Below are 19,181 nucleotides of genomic sequence, written 5' to 3'. Positions count from 1 at the left end.
GTCCTGAGAAATATCAATCTACTGGAGCAACTGCCAATACATGAGCCCTTCTTCCTGATCTCCAACAAACCATTGAATCCGGAAACGACTGGAGCCAATAGCATCTTCCCTCAGTCTGGATTGGAGGAGGCTTTTGAATTGTTGCAACTGCCTGCTGAGACTGTCCACCTCAGAGACTCTCTCAGCTGATGCTGACTCGACCGTGATCAATAGGGGCTTGGTCTGGTTTTCAAAAGCTTTTAGCAGAAACTTGTAGGCCTCTGAGCGGGCTAAAGTAAATGAACTGGTGGGTAAGGAGGTCAAGACAACCTGATTACTCCTCACTACTTTTGTCTTACCGGCTGTGAAGATATCGACCAGAGCATACTCTCTTTTGTCACCTCTTCGAACGGTATAGACCAGGTAATAAACAGTCTTGCCATTGATCTTCTTTTCACCCAGAAAATAGGCCTGAGTCTTATCAAGGCCGTACAAACGGGCTATATCGAAGACATTATTAGCCCAGAAGTTGCTGGCTCCACAGCTGAAACGCTCGCAGCTGAAAACAGGTGCGACCCCCAGTTTTTCAAACTGCTCTGTAAAAAATCGATAGGCTTCGTCGCTGCTTCTGCCACTGGGCAGAAGATAGAGCTTTCGATCCAGAGAGCCATCCAGCCATTGATCTGAGTCAGCCGTCACGACCCCATTCACTTTCTTCATGGCACTGCTGATGACGGGGTAGCTGGTCACTTGTTGTTTGAATTCAAGATTGAGAGTGGCATTAGGAAACGGGGCTATTTCATCAGCAGAGACCATGACAGGTAAAATGAAGAGTCCGGCCAACATTAAAGAAGATGTTTGCCACAGCAAAGAATAAAAAATAGTCATAGATTCCATTTCACTCCCGATCAATGAAATACAGCTTTTTCATGAGAGAAAATCAACTGATCAAACACCTGACCAGCCGAACACAATCAATAACTCATCACAGTATTCACTAAGGTGGCCACAGAACCGGTCTCCCCATCCATATGGAAGTGATGGGAGCCTGACATCGGATAAAACTGGATATTTTTCAGACGTTCACGGTATGGTTCAATCAGAGCGTCAACGTAACCTTCCTTTGCGTAGAGCATGTGTGCATCACAGCTCATCTGCTCTGCAAAGGCCAGTGCCTGTTCTTCTGTAAAACGTGTGGGTGAAGGCAATTTCAGACGTGGATCCGTTCGCCAGGTCCAGGCATCACCGTCCTGAAATAACGCTCGCTCCACCAGCAAAGCCGAAGAATCGCGCGTTACTGGAAATTGTCCCAGACAACGTACTCGAATAGCATGCTCCAAAGAGCGATAACGATTCACCGGCTTACCTTTTCGAAAGGATTTTCTTTCCTGAATGTACGCCGCCAGTGCATTGGGAGTATCTTCCGGTTTTCTGGGCATGGGAAAAAGTCCATCGAGCAAAATCGCTTTCTTAACCCGATCACCCAAAATGGCTGAAGCCATCACCGAAACAATGGCTCCCATTGAATGCCCGATTAAACTGAATGAGTCCAATTCAAGGCTATCAACGATTCCAACCAGATCTTCGACGTAGTGCCAGATGGAATAGTCGACTTCATCCGGTCTATGAGAAGAACGTCCATGACCGGCCTGATCAATGGCAAGCAGACGTACATTTTTAAGAAAGGGCGCCAGAGGAGCAAAACTGGCGGCGTTATCCAGCCAGCCATGCAGAGCAATCAAAGGCTTTCCGTCCGGGTCGCCCCACTCCTGACCGGAGAAGTTCATCCGCCCGATACTGATTTCTATGTCTCTAGGCTCCATAGCTCTCTCTTGTTAGCCTCTCGATCTTCTGCGCGACAGTTTATTATTGTTTTCGCCATAGATCATGGCAAGGAGCCTGTCGGACTCATCATAATGGTTTCCAGCGGTTGTATTCATTCTTGCAAGCGGTTCAGACCAGTGGTTAATGACAGAATCTATCTGAAAGCAGCCCCGCAGGAATGCCGAAAAATTATCAGGATCTTAATGGTAAAGCAACTGCTCCCCTGTGCAAGTCGGGGTATGTTCAGGCGCTTTTGGGTGCGAACTTTGACTCTAATAACCCCAGTTTCATAGCTTCATGTACTTTTGCCATCAAATCTATTTCTGTCAGGCTGTGTAACTCTGAAAGTGACTGGATAATAAAGTAAACCGGCTGAAGAATATCAATCCGATAGGGGGTTCTCAGAGCTGTCATCAGATCAAAGGATAGACGCTCTGGGTCACTGCTTTGCATGGCATACATCGTTTCCCTGAAGCTGGATAGAATACCTCCTCCGTAAATTCGCAGCCCTTTATTTGTCATCACCAGACCAAACTCTACAGTCATCCAATACAGCCTCGCAAGATAAACTCTTTCTTCTTTGCTGGCCTTCAGTCCCAATTGACCATAGGTCTCAGTGAATTGAGCAAAATCAGGATTCGTCAACAGAGGGCAGTGTCCGAAAACTTCATGGAAGATATCCGGCTCCTCAAGATAATCCAGCTCTTCACGTGAGCGAATAAAAGTGGCTACCGGAAACTGGCGGTTGGCGAGTAATTCAAAAAAACGATCAAAAGAGATCAGTGCAGGCACTCTGGCCGCAGACCACCCTGTGGATTCACGTAGTTTTTCAGTGATGTCATTCAACTGAGGGATTTCATCAGCAGAAAGGCCGAGAATTTCCAGCCCCCTGATAAACTCAGGGCAGGCTCTGTTTTCGACCGCCCCTATCTGACGTTCATAGAGTATGCGCCAGGTTTCATGCTCGCCCGCCGGATACTCAATAAAACCTTGCTCGTCAGGCTTTCGGGCCACATAGTGATTAGGCTTATTCAATATGAAACTCCTTTTACCGTGAAGATGCTGGCTCCTTAGTCACTTTCACAGCTTTTAGTAGTCTGCATTTCAAGCTCCTGGCTGTCCGAAAATAGACAGCCCGGCTGGAGAGACACCAGGAAAATCATTTTTCCTGTAACACACCTCGACGAATCTGATCCCGCTCCATACTTTCAAACAAAGCTTTAAAGTTACCCTCTCCGAAGCCTTCGTCGCCCTTACGCTGGATGATCTCAAAGAAGATTGGTCCGATGACAGTTTCGGTAAAAATTTGCAGCAGCAAACCTCCGTCTGAAGTGGGAGCGCCATCCATCAGAATGGCCCTGGTTCTCAAGTCTTCAACCACTTCCCCGTGCCAAGGCAGACGCTCACCCAGCATTTCGTAGTAGGTGTCAGGTGGAGGTGTTAAGAATTTAACCCCCAAACCTCTCATTTTGTCTACCGCTTCATAAATATTTCCGGCTGTCAGTGCGATATGCTGAATGCCCTCCCCCTTATATTGCTCCAGATATTCCTCAATCTGGCTTTTGTCATCAGAAGATTCATTGATGGGAATTCTGACCTTGCCACAGGGGCTGGTCATGGCCCGGGACTTCAGCCCCGTCAGTTTGCCTTCAATGTCAAAGTAGCGAATCTCACGGAAATTAAAAAGCGTTTCATAAAAGCCAGCCCACTTATCCATGTTGCCACGGGCCACGTTGTGAGTCAGATGATCCAGTATTTCCAGTCCGACTTCAGGCGCTTTTGTCGGATCATGAACAAATTCAAAATCGCTGTCATACAGGGTACCCGCCGATCCATAACGATCAACCAGATAGACCAGTGCGCCGCCAACACCAACAATGCAGGGGACTTCACGACCTTCGACAAAATATTCAGATTGGCCCTGCTCGGCACCCAGACCTAATGCTCGTTCCAGCGCATATTCAGCATCCGCCACACGGATACCAAAAGAACAGGCACAGGGGCCATGCTTTTCATAGAAACCACGACCAAAACTGCTGGCATCACCATTCACCAGAAAATGGATATCGCCTTGTTTGTAAAGAGTCACATCCCTTGTTTTATGATGAGCCATTGCCTGAAAACCCAAACTGGAGAAGAACTCATGGAGCACAGCAGGTTCTGCAGAGGCAAACTCTACAAACTCAAAGCCGTCTGTTCCCATGGGATTGATATCAGATACTTTTGCAGAATGGCCAATACCTTTCATAAATTACCCTCATTTTTTGGATGAATTCGGGCTAACTGTTCTTTTAAAGTCCGCTATTCTTACTATCGGCCAGCCTTGGCACATAAGAGGTTTATCAGGTTCATCTCAGGTCATCAGGCCCCGATCTATGAAAATGACTACAAGGCTTGGTAGAGCTGCATTTTCATAATAGATAGAGTATAAAAGGATGGTCATGCAAAATGGTTGCGACATAAGAGCAATAAAACAACATCATGCAATTTGATTGCATATCAGGGCCTTGTTCATGATGACTGAATCTTTGGATAAGTACGACGTAAGCCTTCTGGATAGTCTGCAGAAGGAAGATGGAGTCTCTCTGGCAGACCTGGCTCAAAGGGTGAATCTGTCCAGCTCCCAATGTTCAAGACGCATTAGCCGCCTGAAAAAACTGGGCTACATCATAAAGCAGGTAGCGCAGTTAAACCCTGAAGCTTTGGGTCTGGATGTCTCCGCTTTCGTCACCGTGACACTGGAAATCCATGACAAACATTCTGCCGAAAGTTTCCAGACGTCCATTCTTCATATGGATCAGATACTTGAGTGCCACTCGATAACCGGCGATGGCGACTACCTGTTAAAGGTGATGGCGCCAAACAGCCAGGCCCTGAATGAATTTATCATGAAAGAACTTCTGAGCCTGCCCGGTGTCAGTCATGTCAAGACAGCTCTGGCCCTGGCCTCGGTTAAATCCACTACAGCTCTACCTTTGTAAAACCAAGGAACAGGGTACTTATAAAAATGCTTATTCTGGCTGAACCCGTTCAATATCCTCTTCCGAGATGGTCAGTCCGGTCTGGGTTTCGATCACTTCCAGCGCATCCTTACCGATATTTTCCAGTCTGTGCTTTAGCTGGCTTTTGATATTGATCGACTCCCCGGGCCCAAGATCATGGACCTGACCATCCAAACGAACCCGGGCCTCTCCCTTGAGCACAACCCAGCTCTCAGATCTCAGCTTATGACTGTGCTCGGATAATGATGCCCCCGGGTGAATGCACAGCTTTCTGACGCAATAGCCTTCATCCACTGACAGGTTTTTGTAATGCCCCCAGGGACGAAAGACTTCTTCCTCTTGCGACAGTGAATCGACCGGGTCACTCTGGAACTGTTTTGCCAGCTTGCCCACCAGCTGAACATGATCTTCTGAGGCCACCATCACCGCATCGTGGCTGTCAATGATCACCAGATTATCAACACCGACTGCTGCTACAGTTCTATGACCGGAGCGGATATAACTATTACTGCACTGCTCAATGATCGCTTTGCCCTCAATGACGTTTCCGGCCTCATCCGATTCAGAGCAAGCCTGAAGAGCAGTCCAACTGCCGATATCTGACCACCCACAGGCAACAGGAACTACCACCCCCTTTCGGGTATGTTCCATAACGGCATAGTCAATGGAACGGGAAGGGCTTCTTGTGTAGGCTTTTTCATCTATTCGAAGGAATTGCAAATCACTATGCAGACGCCTCAGGGCTTCGTGACAGGCTACAACGATACCAGGCTCATTACGTTGTAATTCATCCAGATAGGCCTCTGGCTGAAACATAAAAATACCACTGTTCCAGTAATAATCTCCCGATTCCACATACTTTCTGGCTGTGTCCAGATCAGGCTTTTCACGAAAACTCTCTATCCGATAGGCATTGCCTTTTCGCCCTCCCCGTTTGATATAGCCGTAGCCTGTGTGAGGCTCCTCCGCCTCAACACCCAGAGAGACAAGCGCCCCGGTCAGGGCATGTTGTTCAGCGATTTTGAGTGCCTGCTGAAATGTCTTGATATCGAGTATTCTATGATCCGCAGGTAGCACCAGCAGAGGCTCATTCTTGCCAAGCGCTACTCTCTGCAAGGCGACCAACGCCAGCGCCGGTGCGGTATTTCTGGCCACGGGCTCAAGAAAGATCGATTCCAGTGGCTGATGGATCTGGCGGCTGTGTTCAAGCACCTTAAAACGATGAGATTCATGACAGATAACAATGGGCTTCTGTTCGTTCACGCCCTTCAGACGAAGCAGAGTTTCCTGAATCAGAGAATGATCCGAAAGTAACCGCAGAAACTGCTTTGGATGGTCTGTCCGGCTTAAAGGCCACAGGCGTGTGCCACTGCCCCCTGAAAGAATAACCGGTATCATGCGTTGTTCACCTTATACTGCGGGCTTGTCATTCTTGGTTAAGTTTCCCTTGAGGGGTATAGTACCGCTCTATACCCGGCTATTAAACAGGGTAATCCGTCCGTTTTTTCTTAAATTTATTGACTCACCTCCCTCCAGGCTTGCACGACAGTTTCCAGAACCCAGTCACCCTCAATGCTTTTTCCAGATGCTGCCCACTTTTCCATGTGTGTAAAGACATAATACTGATAGGCAAGCCCCCAGAGGGCTTCTTCAAACTCCGTCTTGGCATCAATCATTAGCGATAAGAGCTTTTTTGCCTCATCTGGCTCATCACCGATAGCATTCCTGGTACTCCCGATATCAAGAATATCGAAATAAGTAGAGTCATTGACATTAACAGACTGCCCCTCAAAAAATGGTTTATATCTGACCATTTCTTTCACAAGAAATGAGGCCAAATGTTCAGCTAAATCCATTTTTATGGACAACCGGTCCATAACTTCTGAATAGTGCGCGAGGAAAAAAGCATTTTCGGGAGATGATGCAGTACCTGTTTGTAATTCCTTCCCCAGCAGCGTCAGTGAGTTGTAGAATTCATAGCTCAGCTGCTTGATATCATTGGGCAGCGTTGATAACAACAGGATGTGAGCTATATCATGCCAGGCAGCCATAGCCGGGCCAGCATAGCAATGGTCAGGAGTCAGAAAGGGCTCACTGAGTTTCGGGTGGAAGAGTGCCACTGGGTGCAAGCCATTTTTTCGAAGCTTATAGAGCGCTTTTATATCAGGCGCACCAAGAAAAAGAACCGGCTGTTCCGGAGACTGTCCGACAGTGTCACGATAGTAGTATATTCGATTAAACTCGGCAATATCCGACCAGACTTGTGCCATGGTGGGTATTTGCACCAGACTTTTTTCACGGTCGTAGGTAAATGGGGTTAAATTTCTGTCCAAAATCCGAATCCAGGTTAAAACCTCTGCCGCTGTTTGTGAGCCCGTATGGGGACACCGGCTTACAGATCTTCCTGATTTACGGAAAGCGCTCTGATAGCGCTCATCGAGGGTAACCTCGACCCCCTGAAAAGAGTCATCACTCACAGAATCAAGCTTGCCTATCGATGCAGAACCAAAATGTGCAGCCGGAAGCAACTGAGTTATCCAGGCATTCAAAAGGTTGTCAGTGGTGAGTTGATCGGCCAGATGTATATGAATGTAGACCATAAGGTCCAACATTCTGTCCACCAATGCATCATCATTCTTGAATGATGGATTTTCCAAGGTAGATGCTGGCAATATAAAGTCATTATTGCTGATTTTCTCAACCAGTTGTTCTGCTTCCATCCTTAAAGAATCATCATCAATGATGTCATCACGAAAAACCTTCCAGTCTGATGCAGGAACATGACAGAGCAGGTAATACCTTTGATTTTGCTTCAGTCGGTTGAGAAAGTCCGGCTCCTGGTTGAGACAGTTTTCAGGGGCGGCCACCTCATATAACAAAATGTCCAAACCGAGACTTGCCAGAGGCAGTATGAGTATCACTAAAGTGAGGACGCATACAGCTAAGAAATCATTTTTTTTAAATCGCCACGTTAAACCTGTCATCCTGTTTATTATCATGGGTTTTACTCCTTTCACCTTGTTATTCTCAGAGTACTTTTGACTGTTTTCGCTGAGAAAAGTTCATGTCAGCCCCGGAACCTCAGTGAGAATACTCTGCCCTGCGCGGCAATTGCTCCTGCATTGCTCTGCCTCCTGCATCCATGCAGTCCTGTAGCGGCAGCAAATCGGGAAAAAAGCGAGTTCGTTATTTTATGACTAGCTTATAGCCTACGTCTGTCTTAATGATTTCAACCCATCCGGAGAACGGTCATGCAAGAGTACGAAGAAATGATGGGAGAACTGATCGAGCTTGGCATCAATGCCAACCCCATAGCACCCTTTTCCTGCTGCATCCTGGACCCCTGTGGTCAGATTCTGGTGACTGCTGCTTATGCCCGTCATATCAGCCCTCTCTTCAGCGCTGAAGGCCTCGCCCTTCATGCACTGGCACAAAACTATCATGTCCGACGGAATCAGGAGCTGATTCTGTTGACCAATGCCGAGCCGGATTGCGCAGCCATGTCAACGATTCTCTGGTGCAATATGCACGATATTAACATCGCCAGAATCGCATACGGTGCTTCAGGAAACCGTCTCAGAGCACTCTGGGCTTGCACTTTCGGATTCGAAGCCGACGAAATACTCGACCGGGCAGGAAAAGATAATGAATACCGGCCTGAGCTGATCGGCCCAATACTTGAAGATGACTGCCTTGAAGCGTTTGAAGACGCCAGAGCCCTGTCTGATCAGGGTGATCATCCAGTGTTATCACTGGATCTGGACGATTTTTGGATACCAGGAGACTGGATGCTGGAGTTGGAGAGCTAACTGGACAGGGAGCGTCCCTTAATCATTAGTGGGATTGATGGACTCAAAACTGGCTAACAAAGCCATTTTTCTCTAATTTTTTATAGTAGGTAAAGGTTTACACAGACTCCCATCCGCCTCTTCATGGAAGATTAAACCGGTATGCGAATACCCAGTTTTGTCAGCTCAGTCTATCACTCCCTGCAAAGCGGGCTTGGCCGCATCTCCGGTTTATGGCGGGGTCATAAGGTCAAGTATCGGCCCGCACATAACACGCTCCCAACTGGTCAGCCCTTTTCTGCAAAAACCCTGACGCAATGGCAGGTGACTGCCAAAGGCGAAGGAGAGGATCTACTGCAGCTCCGCCACAAGCGGCTCAGGCAGGGCGAACTGGATCAATTTGTAGCTTCTCTGGAACAGCATTATTCAGACTTTTATACAGACAAAGATCAGCTACAGAGCAAAGTAGCCTTTATATTAACCGAGCTTGGAATGGCTTCTGGCCGCGTTAACTCACTGAAACCTTCGGGCTTATTCGCTTCAAAACTGAATGATACAAAGTTGTCTCTGGTTGATCGCTATCTCGCCTGCCCAGACCCTGTTGAGTTTGGCCGAATCTGGTTGAATGACGGGGGCACACTTGATCAGGGTTTTGTGTTTAACTGTGTTTACCCTGCCAGAACAGATGAAGCGCCTCTTTTCACCAACGATGAACTCAGCCAGATGGGTTTTATCCGCCGAGATGGAGACAAAAGTTACAAGCTGGTTCCAGTCGATATTAAGATGGACCATATCGAGCTGATGGAAAGAACCCTCAGATCTCGTCCAGTTAAGGCACTGGTGGCTGAACAAAAAGGCCTTATGACATTACAAAAGCTGGGACACTTCTGTCAGTCCCTTTCTCAACTGGTCGATGACCCCGTGAAGCGTCAGCTTCTTGAACCACTGGATGAAAACAACCTGCCTGACTTGATTGACCTGACCCTCCAACCCGAAATTCAATACTTCCAGGGACTGGACCAATCCATAGAACGTTTTGTGAGCGCATTACAGACCCGGCAGACTCTGGAACAGCAATTGCGAACAGCTGAAGCTGCAAATCCCATTCAGCCAGTTTTGATAAATTGCCTTATCACATTGAGTTCAGCCTCTCTGGATGAAAGCACACAGAGGATGCTGGCAGGAATGTTGTCCGACATTCAACAACAGCAGTTAACGCAGGAAAGACTTAATCGTTACATCCTGGGACTATTGATTCAGGCGCCCGGGGAATTGAAAATGCTGAGTCAGTTTTTTTCTCTCACCGCTCAACATCTGGTTAATGTTCAACCTATCCATGCTATTCAGAACACGCCGTGGCAACAAACATTTCATCAGGACATGGCTTTTATTGTGCAAAGGGTTGAACGATTCAACGATTCTAATGTGCCGTTAAGAAAGCTCCATATTGCGGACATTCCTTCATTGTTGGCCGATGTGGCTTCAGGAGGTGTGACTTCGGGGGATGCGACCTCAGTAACCGATAGCTTTTCCTACGACAAAGGGCTATCACGTCTGTTTGCTCTCGTTGACGAATTACACGATGCCTGTTTAGTGCCCAGTGTTTCATCTGAAACCCGTCAAATGCTCAGAGACCCATCTGAAAAATGGTTGAGCCACATCACAGGAGAAATGACTAAAAGATTGCCAGAAGCCCTGAAGTACGGTCTTAATGATAAAGGATTCGTTTCTCCGGAATTTCTGGGCATGAGACAAAGCATGCATAAAGAGTGGCAATTAATTCTGACCAGCATCAACGATTCCGACAAAATGCTCACTCAATTTGAGATGGATCGCCCAAGAACAGACTTTGAATTCAAAGTAGCCAATGGCAGCAGTAAAAGAAAGGATCAAAGTTACTCTCATGTCGGAAAACCGCTGGAAGTCACTCAACTAATGCGCTTTCTTCGCGACCGGCGCGCTGCCAGCGCTTTATCAAAACTTTTGACTCAGGCTTTTGCTGCCTACCAGACCAAGCTTGAGAATTATCGCCTACATAAGGTGACCCCCTTTCTGCTGACCCCTATGGGCAAGGATGCCCGTGATACCATCCGTATTACAGTCACACAATTGCCAGACGGAAACCTTGCCGTTGATTACACAATGATAGCCGGTAAACCCCCCTATTCATTGGGAGTTAGAGAAGCCGGGATTATGGGACTGGAAACTTATCAAATTTCCGGCAGATCCATTGTTTCCATAGAACCTCTGAAGCGAGGTAAAGTTGAAGCAACAGAACCACAAGTCATGGTAAAGTTAGCCACCAGACAAGGACAAATAGACTGGTATGTTGATGAAAATGGGCAACTGCTTCAGATCCCCTGCCCTTATTTACCGTCAGAACAATAAGCCATCAATAACATCAAATTCTGTCAACCAAGGATGCCTTCTATGCAAATGCTGCGACACGGTATGAAGCTCTTTACTGCAACAGCTCTGACCATTTCTATTAGCGGCTGCTCTCTCCTTCAGATTCAACCCAAAACCAGCTATCAGCAAGACAAAACCTATAAACTGACCATTCTCCATACCAATGACCACCACGGTCGCTTCTGGCAGGACACTAAGGGGCGTTATGGTATGGCTGCCCGCATGACCCTGGTTAACCAGATTCGTGAAGAAGTTCAGGCTAAAGACGGCAATGTTCTATTATTATCCGGTGGCGATATCAACACGGGTGTACCTGAATCCGACTTGCAGGACGCCGTTCCTGACTTCATGGGTATGAACCTGCTCGGTTACGACGCAATGGCCGTTGGCAATCACGAATTCGACAATCCTCGCTCCATCCTCGAAATGCAGGCGGAGCTGGCTAACTTCCCCTTCCTGTCAGCTAATATCATTGACGACAAAACCGGAAAAACCCTGTTCGAACCTTATACCATCTTCGACGTGGATGGACTTCAGGTTGCCGTCATGGGCCTGACGACCAAAGACACACCGAAACAGACCAGCCCGGGTAATCTTGTCGGCCTGACATTTAAAGAACCTATGGTAGTCGCCTCCAAGCTTGTTCCTGAACTGAAAAAAAAAGCAGATATCATCATCGCCACTACTCACATGGGGCACTATGCCGACGCCAATTACGGTGCCAATGCACCGGGAGACGTGACTCTGGCAAGAAGTGTTGACGGCATTGACCTGATTGTCGGCGGTCACTCTCAAGACCCGCTGTTCAAGCCAGACCATCAGAACGGGACTTACATTGTTCAGGCCTGGGAATGGGGCAAATTCGTTGGTCGTGCTGATTTTGAATTTAAAAACGGCGACCTGAAACTGGTTGACTACCGACTGATTGCTGTGAATACGGGTAATACTGAGGTCTTGCTTGCCCAGGATCCAGCCATGCTGGAACTGCTGTCACCTTACCAGAAAAAAGGTGCCAAAATGGTTCAGGAAAAAGTAGGCTCTGTCGACCAGCGCCTTCTGGGGGAACGCAAAGAAGTTCGTTTTGAGCCTACCAATCTGGGTACATTGCTGACAGAAGCCTTCATGGTCAAAACCGGAGCAGACTTTGCGGTCATGAACGGTGGTGGTATCCGCGCCAGCATTGAAGAAGGTGAAATCACTTACAAAGACGTTCTGACCGTCCTGCCATTCGGTAACACTCTGTCGACGGTTGAAATGACCGGTCAGGAGGTTCTGGACTACCTCGCTGTCGTTGCTATCAAGCCCGCCAACAGTGGTGCCTTTGCTCACTTCTCAGGTATTGAAATGACAATTAATGGCGGCAACGTTGGCGATGTCAAAGTAGCAGGTGAGAAGATCGACACCGGAAAAATCTACAAAATGGCCTTGCTGAGCTTTTCCGCTGAAGGCGGAGACAAATATCCCAAACTGACTGACAAGCCGGGCTATATTGATACTGGCTTCGTGGATGCAGACGTCCTGCGGGAATACATTAAAAACAACTCACCTCTGAAAGCATCAAAGTTTAAGCCGGAAGGTGTTATCCGCTTGTAAACTCGGCAACAACCCCCTGTGTTTGCTGAATGTCAATGATGCTGGCACAGCCTCCTTTCTCCATTTATATACTCTCAGAGTCTTTCTGAGACAATAAACCCCGGATAAAGACCGGGGTTTATGAACCAGGTTAACCTGAAATCACTCTTCTTCTTTAGTGATCTTAACCTTTGCGCTTTCTCTGAGACTCTTCAGATATTCGTTAAAGAGGTTACGCCCATTACCATTAGCAATGTAACTCGCCATCAATCGATCACGGGCAGCATCTGCCTCGCTTGGCTTGCCTTCAACCACCTTGCTCAAGGCAACAAGGGCAATATCACCATTGGCCAGCTCAACAGAAGAATAAGTTGACTTCCCGTCCTCAGGATGAGGCATTTTGAACGATTCAGTCAGTAGCTGCCGAGGAATGCCCTGCTCCCTTCTGGCAACTGTCTTGACCTCGGTCCACTCCAGACCATCAGACTCAGCTACCTGCTGAGCCGTTTCACCAGCTACCAGTTTTGCCTGCAGAGCTTCTGCCCTGTCGACCAACTGCTCACGGGCTTTTTCAATTTTGAGAGCCTGAATAATGCTGTCCTGCACTTCAACCAGTGGGCGCAGTTCTGGTTTAAGATGCTTTTTAACTCTCAGTACCATGGCCTTTTCTGAGGACAACTCAATCAGCTCACTGTTGGCTCCCAGCTCAAGCACATCGTCACTGAAGGCTGCTGCAATCACTTTAGCATTTGAAGTTACATCGGTGCTACCACCCTGACGGGTGAAAGGCCCTGCAGACTGAATGGTCAAACCCAGTTGCTCCGCCGGTTGCGCCAGATCAGATGCTTCAAAGCTGATATCCGCCAGCTGTCGGGTTTTGTCCAGATAAATTGTCTCAGTTTCCTGACGCTTGAGATCAGTAGCAATTTCGTCTTTCAGCTCATCAAAGCTTGGAATGACAGGTTTCTCACGGGAATTTAATTTGATGATCTGAACACCAAATTCAGTATCAACTGGCTTGGAAACCTGACCTGGTTCAAGAGAGGCGACAGTTTCATCAAAAGTATCACCAAAGATGCCGGGTTGGACCTGCCCCATATCACCGCCTTTAGCAGAGGTTACGGGGTCATCAGAGTACGCTTCCGCCAGCTTGGCAAAAGCTTCACCCGCTTTCAGCTTGGACTCTACTTCTGCAGCTATTTTATGAGCTGCTTCCAGCGACCGCTTTTCACCGGTCTGTATCAGAATAGTGGACACTGTCTGAGTATCGGCAGCATTCTCTTCAATGTCCTGAAGACGACGCTGATACTCATCTTTAATTGCCTGCTGATCGGCCTCAAGATCGTGCACCATAGAAGCCTTATCCATTTCCACGAAACTGATCTCAACTTGCTCTGGTGTCATATACTGCTCACGATGAGCTTCGTAATAGGATTTGACCTGATCTTCAGTCGGTTCGATGCTGTCTCGAACTTTTGCAACATCAAGGGTCAGCCAGGCCATTTCACGCTTCTGGTTTTCCAGCGCAGTCAACCTACTGATCTCTGACGGGGTCACAAACTCGGAACCTGCAACACCGGCCTGAATTTGCTGCAAAACCGTTTCATCGCTCAACAACGAACGGAACTGGGCTGGAGACATTCCCAGGCTGCGAACCATCATCAGGAAGCGATCCTGATTGAATTGACCGTCCTGCTGGAATTCGGGCATTCTGACGATCATTGCATCCAGTTCTTTCTGGCCCAGGCCCATGTCGCCATTTTTGGCTTCCTGTAATAGCAGGGTACGATCAATAAGAGACTGGAGAACCGACTCTCTGAGCTGTTTTTCATCAATCAGGGATGGGTCAAACTGATCACCCATCTGTTGAATCAGCATTCTTCTCTGCTGCTCCAGTGACTGTACCAACTGGGCACGGGTAATATCTTCGCCGTTAACGCTAGCAACGTTAGGATTATTCGGATTCGGCGCCAGTGTTTCCAGACCAGTAATCGCCATCATAAAGGCAATGATGCCGACAACAACAAATGTTACCCAGCTCTTTGCCTTATCCCTCATTGATTGGAGCATACTTACCTCAGGTTCCGGGCTCGCTTTAGCTTTATATACATAGGGACACGAACCTGATGTTCGAGCCTTGTGACGATGACATCGCATACCTCTCTGCAAACGCTTGAGAAGCATCATCAGATGCTGCTGGCATGACCGGCATTTCTGACCCGCATAATAGCGGTCCAGAATCTCAGGCATCACCAACAAAAAAAGCGCATCTCAAGATGCGCCTTTTCGGAAAGCAGCAAAAACTGGACAGCCTTTAATGAAAACAACTGCAGATTCTTGCCACAGTTCCTTTGTGGTTTACTGAAGTCTCAGGACTTCATCCCGGGCGCGTGATCAGCTGTTAACCGCGTCCTTGAGAGCTTTACCAGCCTTGAAGCTAGGAATTTTGGAAGCAGCAATCTCAATAGGCTCACCGGTTTGAGGGTTACGGCCAGTTCGAGCCGCACGCTCTTTAACAGCGAATGTACCAAAGCCAACCAGTACAACCTGTTCACCATCTTTCAGTGCATTGGTGACAGAGTTAATAATGGCGTCCAGGGCACGACCAGCGGCAGCCTTGGGAAGGTCAGCAGATGCCGCAATTGCTTCAATCAGCTCGGACTTGTTCACTCTATTCCCCTTCTTTCTACGATGCTTTAATAGCCAAAAATAGCTATAGCCAAATACTAGCTAGTTGGTACTGAAGACAGTTTAAGTGCCCCAGATACCTTGCCTGACGGGCGCTTTGCTATGCTGCGTGATTTTAGCTGAAAACTCAAGCAATAGCGCAGGCTACCCGGTAATTTCTGCAGTTTTCTGTTTAATCTGATCGTATGTACCAATCAAACAGTTAACAACAGTTCCCCACTTATTACATAACGGCCAAAACCACTTCGAAATAGCGCCATTATTCCACCTGAAATAATTGAACAGGATCAGGAAGAAAAACTGTATCGAACGAGTTGTGCGATAATATCCGAAACGTATAAGCACTGGGCTCCCGGATCACACCAGAGCCCACATAGAGGCAGCAGACGCTTTTTATACCAATGCCCTATGGTAACTGTCAACAGCGTAAGCACCCATCAATACTGCCTCTCCTCATTATTTTCTAAAAAAAGGCCAGTACCAATGTACCAGCCTATTGTTTCAATCAGATCATTATGATCAGTGGGTCTTGATTGATCGGTCCCGGTTAGAAGCAGTCTTTGTTTTAAGCCCCTTAACCTGCTCTTCATCGCTGGCGGTTGGAGTATATTGCAGAGCAACCTCCAGCACTTCATCAATCCACTTCACAGGTACGATCGTAAGGTCTTCCTTGATATTCTCGGGAATCTCTTTGAGATCACGGCGATTCTCTTCCGGAATCACGACTGTCTTGATACCACCCCGATGCGCCGCAAGAAGCTTCTCTTTGAGACCGCCAATGGCCAGCACCTGCCCCCTCAGAGTGATTTCACCGGTCATGGCAACATCAGCCTTAACCGGAATATCAGTCAGTACAGAAACCAGCGCTGTACACATACCGATACCGGCACTTGGACCGTCCTTGGGCGTAGCACCCTCAGGGACGTGAATGTGCAAGTCGTTCTTCTGATGGAAATCCTGAGGGATACCCAGAGTCTGTGCTCTGCTGCGAACAACAGTCAGGGCCGCCTGGATAGACTCCTGCATCACATCCCCAAGAGAACCCGTCTTGGTAATCTGGCCTTTGCCGGGTACCGCCATTGACTCAATAGTCAGCAGCTCACCTCCAACCTGGGTCCAGGCCAGGCCCGTGACCTGACCTACCTTATCCTGATCTTCTGCCTTGCCGAAGTTAAACTTGCGAACCCCAAGGAAGTACTCCAGTGATTCTGGTGTTACTTTATCGTGACGCTCTTCAGCAGAAAGTGCTTCATCCTTCACCGACTTACGGCAGATTTTGGCAATTTCCCTTTCCAGCCCCCGGACTCCCGCCTCACGAGTGTAATAACGGATAACATCACGAATAGCGTCTTCTTCAAACTTCAGCTCTCCGGCCTTCAGTCCACTGCTCTTGATCTGCTTGGTCACCAGATAACGCTGAGCAATATTCACTTTCTCGTCTTCGGTGTAGCCCGGAATACGGATCACTTCCATACGATCCAACAGTGGCGCCGGGATATCCATGGAGTTGGAAGTGCAGACAAACATGACATCTGAAAGGTCATAGTCTACTTCCAGATAGTGATCGTTGAATGAGTTGTTCTGCTCAGGGTCCAAAACTTCCAACAAGGCCGAAGAAGGATCGCCCCTCATGTCAGAACCCATCTTGTCAATCTCGTCCAGCAGGAAGAGCGGGTTACGCACTTCGGACTTGGCCATTTTCTGGATGAGCTTGCCAGGCATAGAACCTATGTAGGTTCTTCTGTGCCCACGAATTTCTGCCTCATCACGAACCCCGCCGAGAGCCATTCGGACAAACTTGCGGTTGGTCGCTCTGGCAATGGACTCACCCAGGGAAGTTTTACCAACACCGGGAGGTCCGACCAGACAGAGAACAGGCCCTTTTATTTTGCGAACGCGTTTCTGAACTGCGAGGTATTCCAGGATACGCTCCTTCACCTCTTCCAAACCATAGTGCTCTGCTTCAAGGATATCCTGCGCCCGCTTCATGTCATGACGAACTTTACTGCGTTTTTTCCAGGGCACGCCAATCATCCAGTCGATATAACCCCGAACTACAGTCGCCTCAGCAGACATGGGTGACATCATCTTGAGCTTGCCCAGTTCTGCCATGGCCTTTTCTTTCGCTTCGGCAGGCATACCGGCATCGTCAATCTTCTGCTTCAGCTCGTCCAGCTCATTGGGGGCTTCATCCATATCACCCAGTTCTTTCTGGATAGCCTTCATCTGCTCATTCAGATAGTATTCACGCTGGCTGCGCTCCATCTGCTTCTTGACACGGCCACGAATTTTCTTTTCAACCTGCAGAAAATCCAGCTCGCCCTGCATAATACCAATCAGGTATTCAAGCCTTTCACCCAGATCTTCGACCTCAAGCACCTTTTGCTTGTCCTCGATTTTCATGGGCATATGGGCAGCAACAGTGTCAACCAGTTTGGATGGAATGTTGATGCCTGTCAGGGATGTCAGTACATCAGAAGGCACTTTCTTGCTCAGCTGGACGTATTGTTCGAACTGGGACATCAATGACCGGGTCAGAATTTCTGACTCGCGTTCACTGACTTCCGGCTCAATGAACTCCCGGACTTCCGCCACAACATAGTCGTTGCTCTCGTCCAGACGGTTTATAGCAACACGGCCCTCACCCTCAACCAGAACCTTCACGGTACCATCAGGCAGCTTTAGCAGCTGTAGAATGCTGGCGAGCGTACCTACGTGGAAAATATCATCCGCGGTCGGATCGTCCACCTGAGCGTTTTTCTGAGCCACCAAAAGAATTTTCTTATCCTGCCCCATGGCAAGATCCAGAGCCTGAATGGACTTGTCACGCCCGACAAACAGCGGGATCACCATGTGCGGATATACAACTACGTCCCTGAGAGGTAACAATGGCAGATCAAAGGGCTCTGACAGATGCAAAGTATCGTTTTTATCCATGACTCAGTCCCCTAACGGCATTTCGACTTACATGACTCCGGTATTATAATGCTCCGGAACAGCTTAAAACGGGCTACATTCTACTTGCGTGCAGCAGCGCTCGCTTAAGCTTTAAGATGCTTCTTTTTTGCGGAAATTACAATAGTGTTTATTGCTTCCAACTATGGTAGATTCATACTAGTCAGATATCCTTCACTACACTGTCTTTGAACTAATACCCAAACAGGCAATGCCCTGATTTCCAAGAACACGCCTTAACACCCGTCCGGCCAGCAATATTTAAAGACTTTGGTGCCACATTAATACCAACTGAAAACATTGCTGAAACGATTTATTCAACCGGGCATGACTGACACTTTTCTATCCGCCTCACACGATGTTACTAGAAAAAGAACACGTAAACTCCAACTCCAAAAAAACAAGCCTGTCTTTATTTTTTAACAGCATCCAACAGCTTTGAGCGGTTGTCGATTTATACCCAGACAAAAAACCCTGCCTAAAAGCAGGGTTTCCAGATCTATAAAAACCTGTACTGAAAGTCAGCTGTCGTCAGAAGCAGCCTTTTGTGTTTCTGTATTTTCATAAATCAGCAGTGGGTCGGACTTGCCTTCTATCACAGAAGCATCAATAACTACTTTGGAGACTCTCTGCTCTGAAGGAATGTCGTACATGGAATCCAGCAGAACACCTTCAAGAATGGATCGAAGACCACGAGCACCAGTCCTGCGCTCCATGGCTTTCTTGGCCACCGCTCGCAGAGCATCTTCACGGAAGTCGACATCGACATCTTCCATTTCAAATAGTTTTGCATACTGCTTGGTCAAGGCATTCTTGGGCTCGGTCAAAATCTGAACAAGAGCTTCTTCATCCAACTCTTCGAGTGTTGCAACCACCGGCAGACGACCAATAAATTCCGGTATCAGACCAAACTTGACCAGATCTTCCGGCTCGACCTCTTTGAAGGTTTCGCTCAGATCCTTCT

At 47.9% G+C, this 19,181-nt stretch carries 13 protein-coding genes and 1 pseudogene; 4 read left to right on the top strand and 10 right to left on the bottom strand.

Annotated elements, in window-relative coordinates:
- Window positions 1-18: 18 nt before the first annotated feature.
- From KDK19_RS06640 to hppD, 4 genes are all read right to left on the bottom strand, one after another.
- On the bottom strand, window positions 19-867 hold the full coding sequence (locus tag KDK19_RS06640; RefSeq protein WP_257275504.1) for a DUF4892 domain-containing protein: 849 nt from the start codon (window positions 865-867) through the stop codon (window positions 19-21).
- Between the two features lie 86 nt (window positions 868-953).
- On the bottom strand, window positions 954-1,802 hold the full coding sequence (locus tag KDK19_RS06635; RefSeq protein WP_257279678.1) for an alpha/beta fold hydrolase: 849 nt from the start codon (window positions 1,800-1,802) through the stop codon (window positions 954-956).
- A 244-nt stretch (window positions 1,803-2,046) separates the two neighbouring features.
- The gene (gene phhA, locus KDK19_RS06630; RefSeq protein ID WP_257275507.1) at window positions 2,047-2,838 is read right to left on the bottom strand and encodes a phenylalanine 4-monooxygenase; all 792 of its coding nucleotides are present in this window, start codon (window positions 2,836-2,838) and stop codon (window positions 2,047-2,049) included.
- Window positions 2,839-2,962: 124 nt separating this feature from the next.
- Window positions 2,963-4,051 (bottom strand): 4-hydroxyphenylpyruvate dioxygenase, encoded by a 1,089-nt coding sequence (gene hppD, locus KDK19_RS06625; protein ID WP_257279681.1) that lies wholly within the window; start codon window positions 4,049-4,051, stop codon window positions 2,963-2,965.
- Between the two features lie 265 nt (window positions 4,052-4,316).
- On the opposite strand from hppD, the gene KDK19_RS06620 reads away from it, so the two are divergent.
- A complete protein-coding gene (locus KDK19_RS06620) occupies window positions 4,317-4,784 on the top strand; it encodes an Lrp/AsnC family transcriptional regulator (RefSeq protein ID WP_257279682.1) in 468 nt (155 codons plus the stop codon).
- A gap of 30 nt (window positions 4,785-4,814) precedes the next feature.
- On the opposite strand, the gene KDK19_RS06615 is transcribed toward KDK19_RS06620, so the two are convergent.
- Complete coding sequence (locus tag KDK19_RS06615) at window positions 4,815-6,203, bottom strand: mannose-1-phosphate guanylyltransferase/mannose-6-phosphate isomerase (RefSeq protein WP_257291604.1); 1,389 nt, start codon at window positions 6,201-6,203, stop codon at window positions 4,815-4,817.
- Window positions 6,204-6,319: 116 nt separating this feature from the next.
- Complete coding sequence (locus KDK19_RS06610) at window positions 6,320-7,693, bottom strand: hypothetical protein (RefSeq protein WP_257291603.1); 1,374 nt, start codon at window positions 7,691-7,693, stop codon at window positions 6,320-6,322.
- Between the two features lie 363 nt (window positions 7,694-8,056).
- Between KDK19_RS06610 and KDK19_RS06605 the strand changes: the two genes are divergently transcribed.
- From KDK19_RS06605 to ushA, 3 genes are all read left to right on the top strand, one after another.
- On the top strand, window positions 8,057-8,614 hold the full coding sequence (locus KDK19_RS06605) for a hypothetical protein (RefSeq protein WP_257279685.1): 558 nt from the start codon (window positions 8,057-8,059) through the stop codon (window positions 8,612-8,614).
- 141 nt (window positions 8,615-8,755) lie between these two features.
- A complete protein-coding gene (locus tag KDK19_RS06600) occupies window positions 8,756-10,981 on the top strand; it encodes a hypothetical protein (RefSeq protein ID WP_257291602.1) in 2,226 nt (741 codons plus the stop codon).
- A gap of 42 nt (window positions 10,982-11,023) precedes the next feature.
- The gene (gene ushA, locus KDK19_RS06595; protein ID WP_257291601.1) at window positions 11,024-12,595 is read left to right on the top strand and encodes a bifunctional UDP-sugar hydrolase/5'-nucleotidase UshA; all 1,572 of its coding nucleotides are present in this window, start codon (window positions 11,024-11,026) and stop codon (window positions 12,593-12,595) included.
- Window positions 12,596-12,736: 141 nt separating this feature from the next.
- On the opposite strand, the gene KDK19_RS06590 is transcribed toward ushA, so the two are convergent.
- The 4 genes and pseudogenes from KDK19_RS06590 to KDK19_RS06575 all read right to left on the bottom strand — a co-directional run.
- A complete protein-coding gene (locus KDK19_RS06590) occupies window positions 12,737-14,761 on the bottom strand; it encodes a SurA N-terminal domain-containing protein (RefSeq protein WP_257291600.1) in 2,025 nt (674 codons plus the stop codon).
- A 207-nt stretch (window positions 14,762-14,968) separates the two neighbouring features.
- The gene (gene hupB / locus KDK19_RS06585; RefSeq protein ID WP_257279690.1) at window positions 14,969-15,244 is read right to left on the bottom strand and encodes a nucleoid-associated protein HU-beta; all 276 of its coding nucleotides are present in this window, start codon (window positions 15,242-15,244) and stop codon (window positions 14,969-14,971) included.
- A 537-nt stretch (window positions 15,245-15,781) separates the two neighbouring features.
- On the bottom strand, window positions 15,782-18,199 hold the full coding sequence (gene lon / locus KDK19_RS06580; protein ID WP_257291599.1) for an endopeptidase La: 2,418 nt from the start codon (window positions 18,197-18,199) through the stop codon (window positions 15,782-15,784).
- A gap of 539 nt (window positions 18,200-18,738) precedes the next feature.
- Window positions 18,739-19,181, bottom strand: a pseudogene (locus KDK19_RS06575) (ATP-dependent Clp protease ATP-binding subunit ClpX); the annotation flags it as partial.

It is taken from the genome of Endozoicomonas sp. ONNA1, from assembly GCF_024606325.1.
GTDB lineage: Bacteria > Pseudomonadota > Gammaproteobacteria > Pseudomonadales > Endozoicomonadaceae > Endozoicomonas_A.
The sequence above is the reverse complement of the archived record's forward strand: the minus strand, read 5'-3'. Positions and strand labels throughout refer to the sequence as shown.